The organism is Janthinobacterium sp. GW822-FHT07A03, assembly GCF_058798815.1.
Map to the genome: position 1 here is coordinate 48,310 of NZ_JBXAKW010000014.1, position 17,912 is coordinate 66,221.

The 17,912-nt window shown below is 65.4% G+C and carries 16 protein-coding genes; 11 read left to right on the forward strand and 5 right to left on the reverse strand.

Annotated elements, in window-relative coordinates:
* Positions 1 to 29: 29 nt before the first annotated feature.
* From AC1RJW_RS27805 to zigA, 3 genes are read right to left on the reverse strand one after another with little or no spacing between them, the layout of a single operon-like run.
* On the reverse strand, positions 30 to 818 hold the full coding sequence (locus AC1RJW_RS27805) for a HoxN/HupN/NixA family nickel/cobalt transporter (RefSeq protein ID WP_493047774.1): 789 nt from the start codon (positions 816 to 818) through the stop codon (positions 30 to 32).
* Positions 815 to 1,819, reverse strand: a complete 1,005-nt coding sequence (locus tag AC1RJW_RS27810; RefSeq protein WP_493047775.1) for a CobW family GTP-binding protein — start codon at positions 1,817 to 1,819, stop codon at positions 815 to 817. Before AC1RJW_RS27810 ends, AC1RJW_RS27805 begins: the two co-directional genes overlap by 4 nt.
* Positions 1,820 to 1,837: 18 nt before the next feature.
* Positions 1,838 to 3,064: a zinc metallochaperone GTPase ZigA gene (gene zigA / locus AC1RJW_RS27815; protein WP_493047776.1), complete on the reverse strand. Its 1,227-nt coding sequence runs from the start codon at positions 3,062 to 3,064 to the stop codon at positions 1,838 to 1,840.
* Between the two features lie 153 nt (positions 3,065 to 3,217).
* Here zigA and AC1RJW_RS27820 point away from each other — a divergent pair, with 153 nt between their 5' ends.
* The 8 genes from AC1RJW_RS27820 (at position 3,218) to AC1RJW_RS27855 (ending at position 11,014) form a co-directional block, all read left to right on the forward strand.
* Positions 3,218 to 3,874, forward strand: a complete 657-nt coding sequence (locus AC1RJW_RS27820) for an ABC transporter ATP-binding protein (protein ID WP_493047777.1) — start codon at positions 3,218 to 3,220, stop codon at positions 3,872 to 3,874.
* Entirely contained in the window at positions 3,871 to 5,067 is a 1,197-nt protein-coding gene (locus tag AC1RJW_RS27825) for an FtsX-like permease family protein (RefSeq protein WP_493047778.1), read from the forward strand. Before AC1RJW_RS27820 ends, AC1RJW_RS27825 begins: the two co-directional genes overlap by 4 nt.
* An 11-nt stretch (positions 5,068 to 5,078) precedes the next feature.
* Positions 5,079 to 5,546: a DUF3299 domain-containing protein gene (locus tag AC1RJW_RS27830; protein WP_493047779.1), complete on the forward strand. Its 468-nt coding sequence runs from the start codon at positions 5,079 to 5,081 to the stop codon at positions 5,544 to 5,546.
* On the forward strand, positions 5,543 to 5,998 hold the full coding sequence (locus tag AC1RJW_RS27835) for a TlpA disulfide reductase family protein (RefSeq protein WP_493047780.1): 456 nt from the start codon (positions 5,543 to 5,545) through the stop codon (positions 5,996 to 5,998). Before AC1RJW_RS27830 ends, AC1RJW_RS27835 begins: the two co-directional genes overlap by 4 nt.
* Before the next feature lie 83 nt (positions 5,999 to 6,081).
* Entirely contained in the window at positions 6,082 to 8,178 is a 2,097-nt protein-coding gene (locus AC1RJW_RS27840) for a bifunctional 2',3'-cyclic-nucleotide 2'-phosphodiesterase/3'-nucleotidase (protein ID WP_493047781.1), read from the forward strand.
* Positions 8,179 to 8,234: 56 nt separating this feature from the next.
* Positions 8,235 to 8,927, forward strand: coding sequence for a tetratricopeptide repeat protein (locus tag AC1RJW_RS27845; RefSeq protein WP_493047782.1), 693 nt, complete (start codon positions 8,235 to 8,237; stop codon positions 8,925 to 8,927).
* A gap of 128 nt (positions 8,928 to 9,055) precedes the next feature.
* Entirely contained in the window at positions 9,056 to 9,319 is a 264-nt protein-coding gene (locus AC1RJW_RS27850) for a hypothetical protein (protein WP_493047783.1), read from the forward strand.
* Between the two features lie 258 nt (positions 9,320 to 9,577).
* Positions 9,578 to 11,014 (forward strand): catalase, encoded by a 1,437-nt coding sequence (locus tag AC1RJW_RS27855; RefSeq protein WP_493047784.1) that lies wholly within the window; start codon positions 9,578 to 9,580, stop codon positions 11,012 to 11,014.
* A 90-nt stretch (positions 11,015 to 11,104) separates the two neighbouring features.
* Here AC1RJW_RS27855 and AC1RJW_RS27860 read toward each other — a convergent pair whose 3' ends face one another.
* Both AC1RJW_RS27860 and AC1RJW_RS27865 read right to left on the reverse strand, forming a co-directional pair.
* Positions 11,105 to 11,437: a hypothetical protein gene (locus AC1RJW_RS27860; RefSeq protein ID WP_493047785.1), complete on the reverse strand. Its 333-nt coding sequence runs from the start codon at positions 11,435 to 11,437 to the stop codon at positions 11,105 to 11,107.
* Positions 11,438 to 11,586: 149 nt separating this feature from the next.
* Entirely contained in the window at positions 11,587 to 12,765 is a 1,179-nt protein-coding gene (locus AC1RJW_RS27865) for a chymotrypsin family serine protease (protein WP_493047786.1), read from the reverse strand.
* A 278-nt stretch (positions 12,766 to 13,043) separates the two neighbouring features.
* Here AC1RJW_RS27865 and AC1RJW_RS27870 point away from each other — a divergent pair, with 278 nt between their 5' ends.
* From AC1RJW_RS27870 to AC1RJW_RS27880, 3 genes are read left to right on the forward strand one after another with little or no spacing between them, the layout of a single operon-like run.
* Positions 13,044 to 15,056 (forward strand): serine protein kinase, encoded by a 2,013-nt coding sequence (locus AC1RJW_RS27870; protein WP_493047787.1) that lies wholly within the window; start codon positions 13,044 to 13,046, stop codon positions 15,054 to 15,056.
* Between the two features lie 2 nt (positions 15,057 to 15,058).
* The gene (locus tag AC1RJW_RS27875) at positions 15,059 to 16,354 is read left to right on the forward strand and encodes a DUF444 family protein (protein ID WP_493047788.1); all 1,296 of its coding nucleotides are present in this window, start codon (positions 15,059 to 15,061) and stop codon (positions 16,352 to 16,354) included.
* Positions 16,351 to 17,850: a SpoVR family protein gene (locus tag AC1RJW_RS27880; protein WP_493047789.1), complete on the forward strand. Its 1,500-nt coding sequence runs from the start codon at positions 16,351 to 16,353 to the stop codon at positions 17,848 to 17,850. Before AC1RJW_RS27875 ends, AC1RJW_RS27880 begins: the two co-directional genes overlap by 4 nt.
* Positions 17,851 to 17,912: the final 62 nt, after the last annotated feature.

Here is a 17,912-nt window from a genome sequence, read left to right on the forward strand (position 1 = left end):
TTTTTTTCCATTATACCCACGCCCTTCCCTCACGCGCGCACGCGGCGCAAGACCAGCAAGGTCCAGCCGTACAGGGCCGCCATCAGCAGCAGCATGGCCGCGCCCAGCGCCGCCGTCCAGCTTTCCGGCAGCGACCAGGCCGGTTCCAGCTTGCCGGCGGCCATGCAGGCGGCCATTGCCACGCAGATGGCGACGATGGGCCAGCCCAGGCGGCGCCGGAACGCGCGCACGATGTCATTCTTGCCGGTGCGCATGACCTTTGCCGTGACCCAGCCATCGAAGGTATCCGTCACGCCCATGCCCACGGCAAACACCGTGCCTGTGAGCAAAGCCGGTCCCATGCCGCCCAGCGCGACGGCGGCGTAGCCCCAGGCGGCCGCCTGCAGGGCCGTGTCGAACACCAGCGCGAACAGCATGCCGACGAGGATGGCGCCCAGCGGCCCGGACGCGCCCCGCAGCCATCCCGGCAGCAGCCGGCCGCGCACCTCGGCCAGTTGCGCGCCGGCCAGCAGGCTGCGCGCATTCAGGGCGGCAATGACCAGCAGCAAGGCGATGGGCAGCCATTCCAGCCAGCCGAACAGGTTTGGCGATGGGGAGAACTGCCTGGATGCCAGCGCGGCGACGGCCACGATGGCCAGCACGGTGAGGCCATGGCCCAGCGCAAACAGCGCACCCATCCACGGCGTCCAGCGCGGATGCGCGGCCTGGCTGCGCAAGGTGAGGCCGTCGACGGCGGCCAGGTGATCGGGTTCCAGGCCATGGCGCATGCCAAGCAGAAATATCAGCGCCAGGGCGGGCAAGCCCGCTTCCACGCTCATGCGGCCACCCCGACGGGACTATCCGCCTTGACCACGCAGCGGTCCAGGCCCCGGATCAGCATGTCCTGCGGCAAGTCGCGGCCAATAAAAATGATCTTGCTGGCGCGCGGCTCATCCTCGCGCCACGGCGTGCCCAATTCCGAACCCATCAGCATGTGCACGCCCTGGAAGACGGCGCGGCATGGCAAGTCGGCCACGTACAAGATGCCCTTGTAACGCATCAGCTGGGCGCCGAACAGTTGCACCACGGCGTCGAGGAAATGCTCCACCTGCAGCAGATCGAGTGGCTGGGCCTGATGATAGACGAACGATTGCACGCCGTCGCCATGGCGGTGGCCCAGTTCTCCGAGGAAATCCGGCTCCAGCTCGACGATGGCGTTCAGGTTGAAACCGCGGATGTTCAGGATGTCGCGCAGCGGCACATTGCCGAAGCGCACTTTCTGTATGCTGGCGCGGCCATTGATGGCGACCAGGCGCTGGCGCAGCGCGGCCAGCGCTTCCTTGCCGACCAGGTCCGTCTTCGACAGCAGGATGCGGTCGGCAAAGCCCACCTGCTCCTGCGCTTCCTTGTGCGCCGTCAATTGCTGCTGCGCATGGCGCGCATCGACCACCGTCAAAATGGCGTCCAGCATATAAAACTCGCTGATTGACGGCTCCGCAAAGAAGGTTTGCGCCACGGGACCCGGCGCGGCCAGGCCCGTCGTTTCGATGATGACGTGATCAAACGTGATGCTTCCCGCCGCGCGCCTGGCGTGCAATTCTCCCAGGATGCGGATCAGGTCGCCCCGCACGCTGCAGCAGATGCAGCCATTGTTCATTTCCACGATCTGCTCGTCGCTGTCCTGTACCAGCAAGCCGTGGTCGATGCTTTCGGCGGCAAATTCATTTTCGATCACGGCGATGCGCACGCCGTGATCGCCCTGCAATATGCGCTTGAGCAAGGTGGTTTTCCCGCTGCCGAGAAAGCCCGTGATGATGGTAACGGGGATCAGTTCTGTCATAGTGTGTTCCTGTTCAAGTTAGTCTTCGAGTTCTTCCATGCGTTGCCATTGGGGAAACGGGTCGGGCAGCTGGCGCCAGGCGGCCATGCCCTGGCGCGTTTCCGTGGTGTTGAGTTGACATTTCCTCAAGTCCGCCTCGATGGCTGCCTGGTCCATGTCCTGGCCGATGAAGACGAGCTCCTGGTAGCGGTCGCCGTACGTTTCGCTCCAGCCCGCCTTCACTTCCGCCAGCGACGCGGCATCCGTGGGCCAGCGCTCCTTCGGTACGGCCGCCCACCACAGTCCCACGGGCTCGATATTCATCAGCTTGCCCGCGCCGGACAGGCTGGCCACCCATTCGGGGCGGCTGGCCAGCCAGAAATATCCCTTGCTGCGCACCACGCCCGGTATCGGCTGCGAAATGTAGTCGTGCAGGCGCTGCGCGTGGAACGGTTCCTTCGCCCGGTAGACGAAGCTGGCGATGCCGTAGGCTTCCGTCTCCGGCGTGTGGCTGCCGGCCAGCTCCTGGGCCCAGCCCGGCATGGCGGCCGCCTGCTCCAGGTCGAACAAGTTCGTGCCCAGGATGGCATCGAGCGGCACGACGGACTGGTTGGTTTCGATGATGCGCGCGCCGGGATTCAGGGCTTTTAAAATGGCCAGCACGCGCCGGCGCTCGGCCGCATCGACCATGTTCACCTTGTTGAGGACGATGACATTGGCAAATTCGATCTGTTCCGTCAGCAGATTGGCCAGCTGGCGGTCGTCGCCCTCGCCCGCGATCTCGCCGCGCTGCTCCAGGCTGTCTTCGCTGTGGAAATCCGCCAGCAGGTTGGCGCAGTCGACGACGGTGACCATGCAGTCGATGCGCGCCACGTCGTTCAGGCTGTCGCCGTGCTCATCCTCGAAGTCGAAGGTGGCGGCCACGGGCATCGGCTCGCCCACGCCCGTCGATTCGATCAACAGGTAATCGAAGCGGTCCTCGGCAGCCAGGCGCCGCACTTCCAGCAACAGATCGTCGCGCAGCGTACAGCAAATGCAGCCGTTCGACATTTCCACGAGTTTTTCTTCCGTGCGCGACAGCGCCGCGCCGGCCGCCTCGGCGCTGTCTTTCACCAGCGCGGCGTCGATATTGACTTCGCTCATGTCGTTGACGATGACGGCCACGCGCTTGCCTTCGCGGTTGCGCAGTATGTGGTTGAGCAAGGTGGTCTTGCCGGCGCCGAGAAAGCCGGACAGAACGGTGACGGGGAGTTTGCGCTGGGGCATGGGGTTCCTTTGGATGGCGTGGGTCAGGGAAAGCAAAAACGAGGCAATGGACGCTGGATTTTTTAAATGCAAGTCGATTGCGTTTTAAATTATAATGCAGCTCAATTGCATTTGTGCGGCAATCTTTGCTGCCGGCCACCCGAAAGACCATCCATGCTCCACCTCGCCTCACTGACGTACGGCTATGATCCTGCCCGCCCCGTGCTCGATATCGCCGCCTTTGATTTACCCGCCGGCCGCCATGCGCTGCTGCTGGGGCCGTCCGGCTGCGGCAAATCGACCTTGCTGCATTTGCTGGCGGGCATCCTGGCGCCTCAGGGCGGACGCCTGGAAGTGGCGGGCACGTCCCTGCCCGGCCTCACGCCGCGCCAGCGCGACAGCTGGCGCGGCCGCACCGTGGGCTTGCTGCCCCAGCAACTGGCCTTGGTGCCCAGCTTGAACGTGCTCGATAATGTCTTGCTGCCCGCCTACGCCAGCGGCCAGCGGCCCGATCCGGCCCGCGCCGCCAGCCTGCTGGATCAATTGGGCCTGGCCGGCAAGCTGGCCGCCTACCCGCATGCCTTGAGCGGCGGCGAACGGCAGCGGACCGCCATCGCGCGCGCCGTCTTCCTGCGCCCGCAACTGATCCTGGCCGACGAGCCGACGGACAACCTCGACGACCTGGCCTGTACGGCCGTCGTGCACCTGCTGGTCAGGCAGGCGGCGCAGGCCGGCGCCTCGCTGGTGATCGCCAGCCACGACGCCAGGGTACGATCCGCCATGCCGGATGCAGTCGTGCTGCGCCTGCCCCGCGCCAGGATCGCGGCATGAACGCGGCCACCCTGGCCTGGCGCGCCGTGCGCCACAAGCCGCTGGCATCGAGCCTGAACCTGCTGCTGGTCGCCATCGGCATCGCGATGATGACCTTCATTCTCGGCGTATCCAGCCAGCTGGAAGAGCACGCCGAACGCGATGCGCAGGGCATCGACCTGGTGGTGGGCGCGAAAGGCTCGCCGCTGCAGCTGATCCTGTCGTCCGTGTACCACGCCGACATTCCGACTGGCAACATTCCCGAGGGTGCGCTGGCAACGCTGGCCGCGCAGCCGCTCGTCAAATCGGCGATCCCGCTCGCGCTGGGCGACAACTTCCACGGTTTCCGCATCGCCGGCAGCACCACGGCGCTGCTCGATCATTACGGCGCACGCCTGGCACAAGGAAAACTGTTCGCGCAGCCGATGCAAGCCGTGTTCGGCGCCCGCGCCGCGCGCGAAACGGGCGCGACCCTGGGCGCCCGCTTTGCCGGCTCGCACGGTCTGGCGGCGGGCGGCGAATTGCACGACCACGCACCCTACACGGTGACGGGCATCCTCGCGCCCACGGGCACGGTGCTGGACCGGCTGATCCTCACGCCCGTCGAATCCGTGTGGCAAGTGCATGAAACGGACCCCGACGAGCAGCCTGCCGTGCCAACGGCCGCGTCCGGGCGCGAACTGACGGCCGTGCTGGTGCAATACGCCTCGCCGCTGGCCGCCATCAGCCTGCCGCGCTGGGTGAATGGCCAGGCCCGGCTGCAGGCGGCCCAGCCCGCTTTCGAGGCGGCACGGCTGTTCAACCTGCTGGGCGTGGGCATCGCCGTGCTGCGGGCCATCGCCGCCGGCGTGCTGCTGGTGGCGGCCCTGTCGCTGTTCGTCGCGCTGTACGGCGCGCTGGAAGAGCGCAAGATGGACCTGGCCATCCTGCGCACCCTGGGCGCCTCGCCCGCCAAACTGCTGCGGCTGCTGCTGGCGCAAGGCTTGCTGCTGTCATTGACGGGCGCGGCGCTGGGCTGGCTGCTGGGCCATGCGGCTGTCGGCTTGCTGGGCTGGCAGGAACCGATGCAGGACCTGCACCTGCCAGCCTGGCGCATCGCCCCGGGCGAGAGCTGGCTGCCCGTCATTGCCGTGGCGGTGGGCTTGCTGGCCGCCGCCCTGCCCGCCATGCGCGCCTACCGCACCGATATCGCCGCCACCCTGGCGCGCCCCTGAAAGGAAAAAACATGTTAAGAATCATGGTCTTGGGCGCGTGCGCGCTGCTGGCAACAGGCGTGCAGGCCGCAGCCGCCAGCGAACCGCCCTCGTTCTTCGCACCGTTGACGGATATCCCCGGCGTGGTCTCGTGGAAACTGCTGGGCCAGGCCACCACCGTGAAAGCAAAAAAGGGCCGCATGGTGCCGCACTACACGCCGGAAATCAGCGCGCTCGACAATACGGACGTGAAAGTGCAAGGCTTCATGATGCCGTTGGAGCCGGGGCAAAAGCAGAAACACTTCCTGCTGACCGTCACCTCGGCCAGTTGCCCCTACTGTTTGCCGGCCGGTCCGGAAGGCGTGGTGGAGATCAAGAGCCGCACGCCCGTGAAATTCAGCTATGCGCCCTTCATCGTGCAGGGCAAGCTGAAAGTGCTGGCCAGCGACCCCATGGGCCTGTACTACCGCATGACGGACGCGGCCGTGGTGCCGCCATGACGCGCTGGCCGGCGCTGCTGCTGTTGCTGGCCTGCCAGGCGAACGCCGCGCCGCTGGCCTTCGACCTGCCCCGCCTCGATGCAGATGGCAGCGTCCGCCTGCGCCAGTTCCAGGGCCGGGCCGTGGTGCTGAACTTCTGGGCCAGCAACTGCCTGCCCTGTCTCCAGGAGTTGCCGATTTTCAATGCCCATGCGGAAAGCCAGCCGACACTGCCCTTCATCGGCATCGCCATCGATGCGCGGTCGGCGGCGCAGGCGTTCCTGCGCCGGCACCCGGCCAGCTATCGCCAGGCCCTGGGCCGGCCCGCCTTGCTGCCAACTTTTGGCAATCAAATCAAGGGCTTGCCGTACACATTGATTCTAAACTCTCAACATAAAATCTGTACGCGGCGCCTGGGGACCGTCGATGCGGCCTGGCTCGCCAAGGCCGTGGCCGCCTGCGCGGGGCCCTGAATCCATGCGCCTTGCACGGCTGTCATCGCCGCGTCATATGGCGGCGTTACAGTCGCGTCCTTTGAATCTTTCCGAGGGCAGTAATGAAAACAAATTGGGTCATGCTGGCGGCGCTGGCAAGTGCGGGTCTGGTCGGTTGCAACGGCAGTTCGAACACGGCGCCAGCCATTCCCGAAGGCACGACGGTCACCGTGGCATTGCTGGAAACCACCGATATCCACTCGAACGTGTTGAGCTACAACTATTACGCGCTGGCCGAAGACACGAGCCTGGGCCTGGAGCGCACGTCGACCCTGATCCAGGCGGCGCGCGCGGAAAACCCGAACAATGTGCTGCTCGACGATGGCGACGTCATCCAGGGCACCTTGCTGGCCGACCTGCAAGCCGTGGCCGCGCCCGTGCCGTGCAGCGGCACCCTGGCCGTGCACAAGGCCATGAATGCGCTGAAATACGACGCGGGCGGCATGGGCAACCATGAATTCAACTATGGCCTCGGCTACTTGAGCCAGATCACCAACACGGATTTCGGCATACCGGGCGTGGCCAAGCCCACGGGCACCTGCGGCGCGCCGGCCTTCCCTTCCGTGCTGAGCAACGTCGTCGGCGTGGCCAGCGGCAAGCCCATCTTCCAGCCCTACACTGTGCTGCCCCGCGATTTCGCCGCCACGGCGCCGGACGGCAGCAAGCTGACGGTCAAAATCAATGTGGGCGTGCTGAGCTTTGTACCGCCGCAAATCCTCGAATGGGACCAGAAAGTGCTCGCCGGCAAAGTCAGCGTGACGGGCGTGCAGGAAGCGGCGAAACAGTATGTGCCGGAATTGCGCAACAAGGGCGCCGACCTCGTCGTGGCCCTGTCCCATGGCGGCCTGGACACGAGCGCCTACAGCCCGAAGATGGAAAACGGCAGTTATCACTTGACCAGCACGGGCATCGACGCGCTGATGATCGGCCATTCGCACTTGATCTTCCCGAAAGGCAAAGAGACGGGCGCGGCCGCGCTGGACGCTTCGTTTGCCGCCTTCCCCGCCAGCGCGAAGATCGACGCCGTCAACGGCTTTGTGAACGGCGTGCCGACCGTCATGGCGCAAAGCTGGGGCCGCCGTCTGGGCATCATCAAGCTGACGATGGTCTATCAGGGCGGCAAGTGGGTGGTGCAGCCGGCCAAGACGACGGTGGAATCGCGCGGCTTCAAGTACACGGATGGCACGACCCTCGTCAAAGCCGACCCGGCCATCGCCCCGCTGGTCGCCACCGAGCATGCGGCCACCATCGCCTACGCCAAGCAGCCACTGGGCATCAGCACGGATTTCGAGATGTCCGCCTACTTCGCGCTGGTGGGCGACGTCAGCGCCATCCAGCTGGTGAACCAGGCGCAGCTCGACTATGTGAAAAATTTCATCGCCACCAGCACGGATGCGACCTTGTCCAGCTACAAGAATATCCCCGTCATCTCGTGCAGCGCGCCATTCAAGGCGGGCCGCAACGGGCCGTCGGACTTCACGGACGTGGCCGCTGGCGCGACGCCGGCCGCGCCAATCGGCTTGCAGGTGCGTAATCCGGGCGACCTGTATTTATATAGCAACAACAACCTGCAAGCCGTGAAAATCAAGGGCGCGGACTTGAAGGCGTGGCTGGAAACGTCGGCCAGGCAATTCGCCCAGATCGACCCAAGCGCCACGGCCGAGCAGGACCTGGTGCCGTCGTATGGCACGATCTACAACTATGACGTGTTCTATGCGGAAAACAATGCCCTCACGTACCAGATCGACGTGACGAAAAAACCGGGCAGCCGCATCGTCAACCTCACGTACAAGGGCGCGCCCGTCGCCGATGGCGACGACTTCATCGTCGCCACCAACGACTACCGCGCCGGCGGCGGCGGCGCCGTGCCGGGCATCGATGGCAGCAAGACCATCATCAAGTCGCCCGATGCCAACCAGGCCGTGGTCAGCAACTACCTGGCGTCGCTCAGCACCAAGGGCGGCAAGGTGACCCTGGCGGCCAATGGCAGCGCGCGCAGCTGGAGCTTCGTCAAGACGGCCACGGCCGGCCCCGTGATCCTGCGCTCGGCGCCGGGCCACTTGGCACTGGCGCAAGGCAGCGGCATCGCCAACGTGGCGGCCGAAGGCGGACTCGACGCCAGCGGTTTCGCCAAGTACCGCATCGACCTGAGCAAATAAGGTCCATGGGCCGGGACTGCTGCAGTTCCGGCCTGTTTTGATGAAAGCTGATCCAGATGAAACATGCACTCTCCCTTCCCGCCATCGTGCTGGCTAGCGTCCTGGCCGCCTGCCAGTCCTCGCCGCCGCCCACGGCGGCCGAAATCGAAGCCGTGGCCATGCATGCGCGCCAGGCGGGCGACCACCAAGCCGAACGCAAGGTACGCAGCTGGGCCGGCAAGGACATGCCCGTCGCCGAGCGCGAACTGGCGCTGATTTACCAGCCCCGTCCCGAGCGCCGCGCCGAGGCGCTGAGTCTGTTCGAACAGGCGGCCCGCGCCGGCGACACGGAAGCGGCTTTCGAGCTGGGCCAGATGCTGCGCGCCGCCACGCCGGCCCAGGCCTGGCTGTGGTACCGGCAAGCGGCGCAGCAAGGCCATGCGAAGGCGGCCCTGATGCTGGGCCTGCTGGCGGCGAATGGCGAAGGCGTGCCGCAAGATCCCGCAGTAGCGGCGCACTGGCTGGCCAAGTCCAGCGAACTGGGCAATCCACACGCCATGTTCCTGCTGTACAACGCCTATCGCGAAGGCCGCGGCGTGCCGCGCGACCTGGCCAAGGGCCGTGAGTTGCTGGAAGAAGCGGCCCACCACGAATACCCGCCCGCCCTCCAGGAACTGGCCATGACGCTGCAGGCAGACGATGCCTTGCGCGCGGGCCACCTGATGAAGGAAGCGACGGAGCACCGGCACAATAACTGGAACAAGTTTTAAGCCAGATCAAGGCTGGTCCATATTGCCAAGTGGAATGCTTGTCGCAGGCATAAGCTTGCCTGGCAGGGACATGTGTTCGTGCGCAATCTCATCGCGAGGCAAGCATGGCAGATCACCGGTTGGGCCCCATGAAAAAGAGCGACTTGCAGTTCAGCTATGCCGACGGTCCGGCGGCGGGCGACGATCCGGCGCAACGCGCCATCCCCGACAGCGTCCTGCTGAACCGCCACGAATGGTATGAAATGCTCTACAGCTGCAACAGCTGGTCGGGCGGCAGCCTGGCCACGGCATTGAAGTGCGAGCGCCTGATCCAGCGCCACTTACCCGCCGACATACGGGGCCACGGCGCCGTGCTGACCTGGCTGCGGGCCAACTGGTCCAACTACCGCTGACGCGCCGGAAAATCCCGCCGCCCTTTGCGCCAGGTCAATCGTGTTGGGCTAGACATTGCCGAGAGGCTATGATGGACAAGCTGCTTCCCCGGACGCGGCGGGGCTGTTGCCGGCCTCGAAATCGATTACACTGAATTTGCTTTTTAGAAATTTGTTACTCGGGACCAGCCTCGGTGAGCACGTCGTACACGCTCAGCCCAGCCAGTGTTTGGGTAGGCCCTGGCTCGTCCGTTGACCTCCCTATAAAGAAAGAGTCCAATGAAAAAGCTGACCACCGCCTTTGGCGCGCCTGTTGTCGACAACCAGAACATCCAGACGGCCGGCCCCCGCGGCCCTGCCCTGCTGCAAGATGTCTGGTTCCTGGAAAAGCTGGCCCACTTCGACCGCGAAGTCATTCCCGAGCGCCGCATGCACGCCAAGGGATCGGGCGCGCACGGCACGTTTACCGTCACGCACGACATCACGCGCTACACGCGGGCCAAAATCTTTGGCGAAGTGGGCAAGAAAACGCCGATGTTCGCGCGCTTTTCCACGGTGGCCGGCGAACGGGGCGCGGCCGACGCGGAACGCGACATCCGCGGCTTCGCCCTGAAGTTTTATACGGAAGAAGGCAACTGGGATCTGGTCGGCAACAATACGCCCGTGTTTTTCATGCGCGATCCGCTGAAATTCCCCGATCTGAACCACGCCATCAAGCGCGACCCGCGCACCGGCTTGCGCAGCGCCAACAGCAACTGGGACTTCTGGACTTCGCTGCCCGAGGCGCTGCACCAGGTGACGGTGGTGATGAGCGACCGTGGCTTGCCGCGCAGTTTCCGCCACATGCATGGCTTCGGCAGCCATACCTTCAGCTTCCTGAATGCGCAAAACGAGCGTTTCTGGGTCAAGTTCACGTTTAAAACCCAGCAAGGCATACAAAACCTGACCGACGCGCAAGCCGAGGAACTGGTCGGCAAGGACCGCGAAAGCTCGCACCGCGACCTGTATGACAGCATCGAAAACAAGGATTTCCCCCGCTGGACCCTGTACGTGCAGATCATGCCGGAAAAAGAGGCTGGCACGTATCACCTCAACCCCTTCGACCTGTCGAAAGTGTGGCCGCACGGCGACTACCCGCTGATCGAGGTGGGCGTGCTGGAACTGAACCGCAATGCCGACAACCATTTCGCGGAAGTGGAACAGGCGGCCTTCAACCCGGCCAACGTGGTGCCCGGCATCAGCTTTTCGCCGGACAAGATGCTGCAAGGCCGCTTGTTCTCGTATGGCGACGCGCAGCGCTACCGCCTCGGCGTCAACCACAGCCATATTCCCGTCAATGCGCCGAAATGTCCGTTCCACAGCTACCACCGCGACGGCCAGATGCGCGTCGACGGCAATCAGGGGGGAACGTTGGGCTATGAACCGAACAGCGAGCAGGAATGGGCCGAGCAGCCCGATTTCCGCGAGCCGCCGCTGAGCGTCGAAGGCGCGGCCGACCACTGGAACCACAGGGTCGACGAGGATTACTATTCGCAGCCGCGCGCCCTGTTCCGCCTGATGACCGCGGCGCAGCAGCAAGCCTTGTTCGACAACACGGCGCGCGCCATCTCGGGCGCCTCGGAGCAAGTCAAGCAACGCCACATCGGCAACTGCACCCTGTGCGACCCCGCCTATGGCGCGGGCGTGGCCGAAGCGATCGCCCGCCTGAGCAAATAAGGCAGGCTGCAAGACTGCATGGAAGGCCTGGCAACAGGCCTTCCAGCGCAGTACCTGGCGGCAGTACCTGGCGCCAGGCCCGCTTGCCGCCTACCAGCGCTGGATATCGATCTGGCCCGTGATGCTCGTTTCCACCGGATAGCCCTCGATCTGCAACGGCACGCGCCGCTTGACGGACGAGTCGCGCAGATACACGACCAGCGCGTCCTTGCCCACGGCCGTCTGCCCCAGGCTGACGCCTTCCACGCCGTCGATGGCCATCAGCGCCCGCTCGTTGCGCCGCCTTGCCGCTTCCAGCCGGCCCTGGGGCGCGGCCGGGGTGTACTGCCCCATGCCCTGTCCAGGAATCTCGTCCGGCAAGTACGGCATGGCAGCGTCTTCGAAGACGGCATATGGCGATGGTACGAATTTACTGTTTGACATGACAACCCTCCTGAGGCATTCCATGATACACCCGGCCATCCGGCGCCGCAGCGCCGTTCGCCGGGCACAACCATGCATGGCTGCGGCCTCTCATACAATCATCATCGTGCAAAAAGCAGCGTTATGCAAGGCGGCACCTGGCAGCGTACTCAGGTGTACAAATTGATGTCGAGCGCCACCACCACGCGCCGCATCTGGTTGGCAAACGTGATGTTGTTGCCGCCCGCAAACAGCAAGCCGACGGGATTGCGCTGCTGGTTCCAGGTCCAGATGGACGAACCCGAATCGCCGCCCGCGCTGAAGGCTCCGCTCACGCCCGTGATGGCGATCTGGTCCTGGAACAGCGCGATCCTGCCGCCGCCGTAATTGGCGTTGATGGTGGCGCCCAGGCCCGTGATGCGCCCCTGCGTCAATTGCGTCGTGCGGCCGGACTTGCCGACCATCATGCCCAGCGCGGGCGCCACCAGCGCATTGCTGATGCGGAAATACGCGGGCACGCCGCCGCTCAGGTAGACCAGTTCGGGCCGCACGCGGTCGGGCCAGGCCCAGCCGGTGGCGCAATCGACGTAATTGACGCCGCCGCTGAAATTGATGGGCACGAAGCGCTCGAGCACGGCCACCTGGTCTTGCGGGCAGCGGCCGCCGTCGATGGGGCCAGGCTGCACGATGCAATCGTTGAACACGCCGCCGTTGGAATTGGCGAGCACGTGATTATTGCTCAGGATCATCAAACGGCCGCTGCGGGGCGCGCTGCGCCCCACGGCCAGGCAGCCGATGGTGCCGGCCGTGATGCGGAAATGCCCGACCGACACGCCGCCCGGCGCCGGGCGCAGGCGGAAACGGTGCGGTTGCGCATCGATCACGCCCGTGACGACGATATTCACGGGCACATTGTCGCTGGCCACGGCGCGCACGCCCATGGCCCCCACGATGGCCGCCTTGGCGCGGTCGACGGAGGTGGGTTCGGCGACATACAGGGTCAGGGCCGGCAAGCCCGGCTCGCCGGACGAGCTGTCGCTGGCGCCCTCGCCCAGGCCGATGGACACGCCCTGGATGTTGCCGCCGTCGCTGAAGGCATCGGCCGCGCGCGCGCCGCCCGCCTGCGAAATGCTTTGGCGCATGCCGTCTTCGATGCTGCGCTTGATTTCCAGCAATTCCATGCTGATGCCGCTCAAGGCGTCGGGCACGTCCGCGACGGACGCGCTCTCGATCGTATTGTCGTCTGCGCCGGGGACGGCAAATTGGCCGACGGCCTCTTCATCGTCCGCGCTTTGTCCCCTGCCGCTGCCGCCAGGCGGGGCGCTGAAACCATTCTCGTTGCCTGTCATCGTCTTCTCCTCGTGGGTCGCTCTGGATGTCCAGTGTGGTCGGGCTGCGGCAGCCGGTATTGATCTGGATTGAACTGCGCAGGCGCACGGCCGCCCTGCACCGCAAGGGGCAGCAAAGGCAAAAATAGTTCCCTCGTCAACGTTGAGCAAGATCAGGCGTGCGGCCAGAGGCGCCGCCGTATACTGGACTGACAGGCGGGAACCGGGCCTGCTCCACGGCAGCAAGGCTAGCAAGGTTAAACAACAGCACCGCCAGCAACGGTATGGATGGGGAAACAATGACGAGCCCTGGTACAAGCGACGACGACGCGCCTGCGGGCGGACAGGCAGGCCACAGCGCCGCGGATGCCGGCGGTTCCAGCACAGGCCAGCACGCCGGCTTTGTGCACGGCATGGCGGCCTGGGCGGAAAAACACCGCATCAGTCCCTGGCGCGGCAGTTTTGCCGACTTCCTCGAACAGATCTTGCCCGGCCGCGCGGCCCTGCTGACGCGCAGCGCGCACCAGTATCTGTGGGACATGATGCGCTGGAATGGCCAGACCGACGCCGCCGGGCGCTTCCGCTGCCGCCTGTTCGACGACGAGCTGTTCGGCATCGACGAGGCGATTGACCGGGTCGCCGCCTATTTCAAGGCGGCGGCCGCCGGCTCCGAGGTGGGCCGGCGCATGCTGTTGCTGCTGGGTCCGCCATCGGGCGGCAAGTCGACCATGGTGATCCTGCTCAAGCGGGGGCTGGAAGAATACAGCCACAGCAGCGAAGGCGCGCTATACGGCATCGCCGGCTGTCCCGTGCACGAATCGCCGCTGCATCTGGTGCCGCACAGCATGCGCGCCGACTTTCGCGCCAGCTATGATGCCGAGCTGCATGGCGAACTGTGCCCCCATTGCCGCGCCCGCCTGGAAGAACAGTACGGCGGCGACTTCCTGCGCATGCCCGTCGAGCGCATCCACCTGTCCGAGGCGGGCCGCTGCGGCATCGGCACGTATGCGCCGCACGATCCCACGACGGCCGACCTGGCCGACCTCGTGGGTTCCGTCGACCTGTCGAAAGTGGCGCAATACGGCGATGAAGGCGATCCGCGCGCCTGGTCCTGGTCCGGCGCCGTGTATGCGGCCAGCCGCGGCATGCTGGAAATGATCGAAATCCTCAAGGTCAAGCGGGAATTCCTCTACCTGCTGCTGACCCTGACGCAGGAAAAGAATGTCAAGGTGTCGCGCTTTCCCCTGATCTACCTCGATGAAACCATCCTCGCGCACACGAATCTGGCCGAATTTCGCAAATTCCTGCAAGAAAGCGAAAACGAGGCCCTGCTCGACCGCATGGTCATCGTGCAAGTGCCGTACACGCTCAATTACCGCGAAGAAGCACGCATTTACCGCAAGCTGATCCTGGCGGCCGCGCCCGCCTTCCGCGACGTGCACCTCGATCCGCACGTGCTGCATGCGGCGGCCGTGTTTGCCATCCTCAGCCGCCTGCCCGAGGGCGACGACAAGGAAGCCGAGCTGGTCAAGAAACTGCGCGTGTATGCGGACGAAGACGTGGACGACTTGCAGCATGCCGACGTCCGCCGCCTGCGCGAGCGCGACAAGGCGCCCGACGAGGGCCTGTCGGGCGTGTCGCCCCGTTTCGTCATCAACGCCCTGTCGCACGCCATCATTGCCGCCCAGCGCAACAGCCTGTCCACCATGGACGTGCTGCTGGCCCTGAAGGATGGCATCGAAAGCGATGCGCGCATCGAACCGCGGCGCAAGCGCAAGTGGGTCGATTACCTGGTGCTCACACGCAAGGATTTCTATAACCGCTGGGTCAAGGCCGACGTGCACAAGGCCTTGTTCGTATCATTCGAGCAAGAGGCGCAAGACTTGCTGAACAAATATCTCGATGAAGTCGAAGCCATGCTCGACAACCGCCAGATCCGCGATCCCATCACCAGCGAAGAGCGCCGTCCCGACGAACGCTTCCTGCGCGCCGTGGAAGAAAAGATCCACATCAGCGATTCCGGCAAGCAATCGTTCCGCCAAGAAGTGGTGCGCAAGGCCATGAGCGCCTTCAAGCGGGGCGAGGCGTTCGGCCTGGGCAGCCATGCACAATTGCACGATGCCATCCAGCAATATCTGTTCGAACAGCGGCGCGACGTGCTGCGTCTGGTCGGTTCGGCCAAGCGCCCCGACGACGACGTGCGGGCCAGGATTTCCGCCGTCGAGCAGCGCCTGGTCGACGAATACGGCTACGACGCCCATAGCGCGCGTGAAGCGCTCAACTACGTGACCACCTTGCTGGCGCAGGAATAGCCATGTCCGCCACGACCACGCCAGGCAGCGGCAAGCAACAGGGTCCTCCGGTACGCGACAGCCCCGCAGCCACGGCAAGCACGGCTGGCGCCACGGGCTCCAACGGCGCCACAGGCGCGGCAGCGCCGGCGGGCACCGCGCCTGCCCTGGCCCAGCCGTGGTATGCGCTGTTCTCGCGCGGCGCGCGCGACTGGTTGCGCCACAACCAGAAAGTACGCGACGCCGTGCAGGCGCACTTGCCCGAGCTGATCGCCACGCCGGACCTGATCGGCGGGCCGCAGCAGCGCACGGTGCAAGTGCCCATGCGCCTGCTTGAGCATGCGCGTTTCCGCCTGGCGCCCGCGCGCAACAGCCTGGGCGCGGGACAGGGTGACGGCCAGCCCGGCGATATCCTGCGCGCGGCGCGCCCCGCCGCCACGGGCGATGCCGGGGCGCAAGGCGAAGGCGGCAATGGCGAGGGCGCCGTGCGCCTGTTGCTGGAGTTTCCCATCGATGACATTCTCGACTGGCTGTGGGAGACCTTCGAGTTGCCGGACCTGAAACCGCGCCACCTGGGCGCCATCGACGAGATGCAGCTCGTGCGTAGCGGACTGGACCGTCATGGCGCCCGTTCGCGGCTGGACCGCCGCCGCACCGTCAAGGAAGCCATCAAGCGGCGCGCCTTGCAGGCGCAGCCCGTACCGTTCACCAATGACGACTTGCGTTACCGCCAGGTGCTGCAACAGCCCCGGCCCAGCGCGAATGCCGTCGTGTTTTTCGTGCTGGACGTGTCGGCCAGCATGGCGCAGGCCGAGCGCAAGCTGGCCAAATCCTTCTTTTTCTTTGCCTTGCAGGGCTTGCGGCGCAGGTATGCGCGCGTGGAAACGCGCTTTATCGCCCATACGACGCGGGCCTGGGAGTTTTCCGAAGCCGAGTTCTTCCAGGTCAATGGCATGGGCGGCACCATGGCGTCCACCGCCTTTCGCCTGAGCCGCGATCTGCTGCAGCAACACTATGCGCCGGGCCGCTACAACGCTTATCTGTTCTATGCCTCCGATGGCGAGAATTTCAGCGAAGACCGGGCGGCGGCCAGCCTGGCCCTCGGTGAACTGGCCGCCCTGCTCAACTACATGGGCTATGTGGAAACCGTACCCGGCGTGCCGCATAGCCTGGAAACGGAAATGCACAGCCTGTGCGCCGAGCAGGAACGCCGGGGCTTGCCCTTGCACAGCAGCATCCTGAGCAGGAATGACGATATCTGGGCGGCCATCCGCACCTTTTTTCAGCACGAGGCGGCCGATACGGAGGACGCGGCATGACGCGGCATGTCGCTCACGGCGACCCGGCAAACCTGGCCGGCCTGGACGCCTACGCGCCGCGCATCGAAGCGCTGGCACGGGAACTGGGCCTGGAATTTGCCCCCGTCGAGTTCGAGCTGGTGCCGGACAGCTTCATGGCCGAGATCGCCATCTATGGCTTGCCCGTGCGCATGCGCCACTGGTCGTTCGGCGTGCGCTACATCCACCAGCTCGTGCATCAAAAGATGGGCAACTCGCATATGTTCGAAGTCATGTTTCCCGGCGACCCTTGCCATGCCTACATGGCCGAACACAATTCCGTGGCGGAAAACACCCTCGTCACGGCCCACGTGCTGGGCCACGCCGACTTTGCCAGCCGCAATGCCCTGTTCCTGCGTTTCGGCGCCATGGCGGGCCAGCGCATCCTGGAACAAAGCGCGGCGCGGGCACAGCGCCTCGAAGCGGCGCTGCAGCGCCACGGGCAGGAACAGGTCGAAGCCGTGCTCGACGCGGCACTGGCGCTGGAACAGCACGTGGACATCCACGCCGAACTGCACCGCCCGCCGTATGCCGCGGCCTCGGCGCCAGGCGGCGCCGGCACGCCGGACAAGGCCGCCCACGACGATCCCTTTGCCCGGCGCTACCGGCGCTTGCCCGGCGAAGCGGCCGCGCTGGCGGCGCACGAGGCGGCCAGGGCGCGCCTGGCGCAGCGCCCGCTCGTGCCGCCGCAGGCGGAGTACGACTTGCTGTGGTTCATCGCACAATACGCGCCGGAGCTGGCCGACTGGGAGCGCGACATTTTCCTCGCCGTGCGCGAAGAGTCGTTTTACTTCTATCCCGTGTACGCCTGCCAGATCATGAACGAAGGCTGGGCCTCGTACTGGCATGCACGGCTGCTGCGCGAAGCCCACTTCCTGCCGCCAGCGCTGTATCTGTCCGCCATCAAGTCGCATTCGGACGTGGTGCGCCCTTACGCGGGCGAGCACCAGCAGGCGCTGGCCGTCAATCCCTATCATTTGGGCTTTTGCATGTGGGAACACATCATCGAGCGCGAAGGATTGGCGCGGGCGCGCCAGATCTGCCGCGACGACGATGACTGCAGTTTCATACGCAACTATCTGGACGGCGAACTGGCTGACCGGCTGGGCCTGTTCGTGCATGAAAGCCGCCTTGACGGCGAAACGCGCCTGGCCAGCCGCGACTTGCGGGCCATCCGCGAAGCCATCCTGGCACCCAAATACAACTATGGCGCGCCATGCGTCGCCGTCACCCTGCTCAACGACGACGGCAGCCTGGTGCTGCGCCACGATCACCAGCGCGATGGGCGCGGCCTCGACCTGGAGCGGGCCGAACAGGTATTGGCGTACATCGCCCGCGTCTGGCGCCGCCCCGTCACCCTGCATACGGCAGATTTCCGGGGCACGCCCCGGGTTCTCCGCAGCAAGACCGATGGCGTACAGGAGCCGCCCGCGCCGACGGCACCACCGGCACCGACGGCGGCGCCAGTGCAGCACTGAAAGGCAGACGTTGCAGGCAGGACTTGCGCAAACTGCCTGCCGGCATGCGCGGCACTGACGCA

Bases quoted from the DNA above. Each gene is read 5' to 3' on its own strand.
- AC1RJW_RS27880 (WP_493047789.1), top strand. From the start codon at position 16,351: ATGACGCGGCATGTCGCTCACGGCGACCCGGCAAACCTGGCCGGCCTG.
- AC1RJW_RS27835 (WP_493047780.1), top strand. From the start codon at position 5,543: ATGACGCGCTGGCCGGCGCTGCTGCTGTTGCTGGCCTGCCAGGCGAAC.
- AC1RJW_RS27850 (WP_493047783.1), top strand. From the start codon at position 9,056: ATGAAAAAGAGCGACTTGCAGTTCAGCTATGCCGACGGTCCGGCGGCG.
- AC1RJW_RS27870 (WP_493047787.1), top strand. From the start codon at position 13,044: ATGACGAGCCCTGGTACAAGCGACGACGACGCGCCTGCGGGCGGACAG.
- AC1RJW_RS27865 (WP_493047786.1), bottom strand. From the start codon at position 12,765: ATGACAGGCAACGAGAATGGTTTCAGCGCCCCGCCTGGCGGCAGCGGC.
- AC1RJW_RS27875 (WP_493047788.1), top strand. From the start codon at position 15,059: ATGTCCGCCACGACCACGCCAGGCAGCGGCAAGCAACAGGGTCCTCCG.
- AC1RJW_RS27820 (WP_493047777.1), top strand. From the start codon at position 3,218: ATGCTCCACCTCGCCTCACTGACGTACGGCTATGATCCTGCCCGCCCC.
- AC1RJW_RS27810 (WP_493047775.1), bottom strand. From the start codon at position 1,819: ATGACAGAACTGATCCCCGTTACCATCATCACGGGCTTTCTCGGCAGC.
- AC1RJW_RS27860 (WP_493047785.1), bottom strand. From the start codon at position 11,437: ATGTCAAACAGTAAATTCGTACCATCGCCATATGCCGTCTTCGAAGAC.
- AC1RJW_RS27825 (WP_493047778.1), top strand. From the start codon at position 3,871: ATGAACGCGGCCACCCTGGCCTGGCGCGCCGTGCGCCACAAGCCGCTG.
- AC1RJW_RS27855 (WP_493047784.1), top strand. From the start codon at position 9,578: ATGAAAAAGCTGACCACCGCCTTTGGCGCGCCTGTTGTCGACAACCAG.
- AC1RJW_RS27845 (WP_493047782.1), top strand. From the start codon at position 8,235: ATGAAACATGCACTCTCCCTTCCCGCCATCGTGCTGGCTAGCGTCCTG.
- zigA (WP_493047776.1), bottom strand. From the start codon at position 3,064: ATGCCCCAGCGCAAACTCCCCGTCACCGTTCTGTCCGGCTTTCTCGGC.
- AC1RJW_RS27840 (WP_493047781.1), top strand. From the start codon at position 6,082: ATGAAAACAAATTGGGTCATGCTGGCGGCGCTGGCAAGTGCGGGTCTG.
- AC1RJW_RS27805 (WP_493047774.1), bottom strand. From the start codon at position 818: ATGAGCGTGGAAGCGGGCTTGCCCGCCCTGGCGCTGATATTTCTGCTT.
- AC1RJW_RS27830 (WP_493047779.1), top strand. From the start codon at position 5,079: ATGTTAAGAATCATGGTCTTGGGCGCGTGCGCGCTGCTGGCAACAGGC.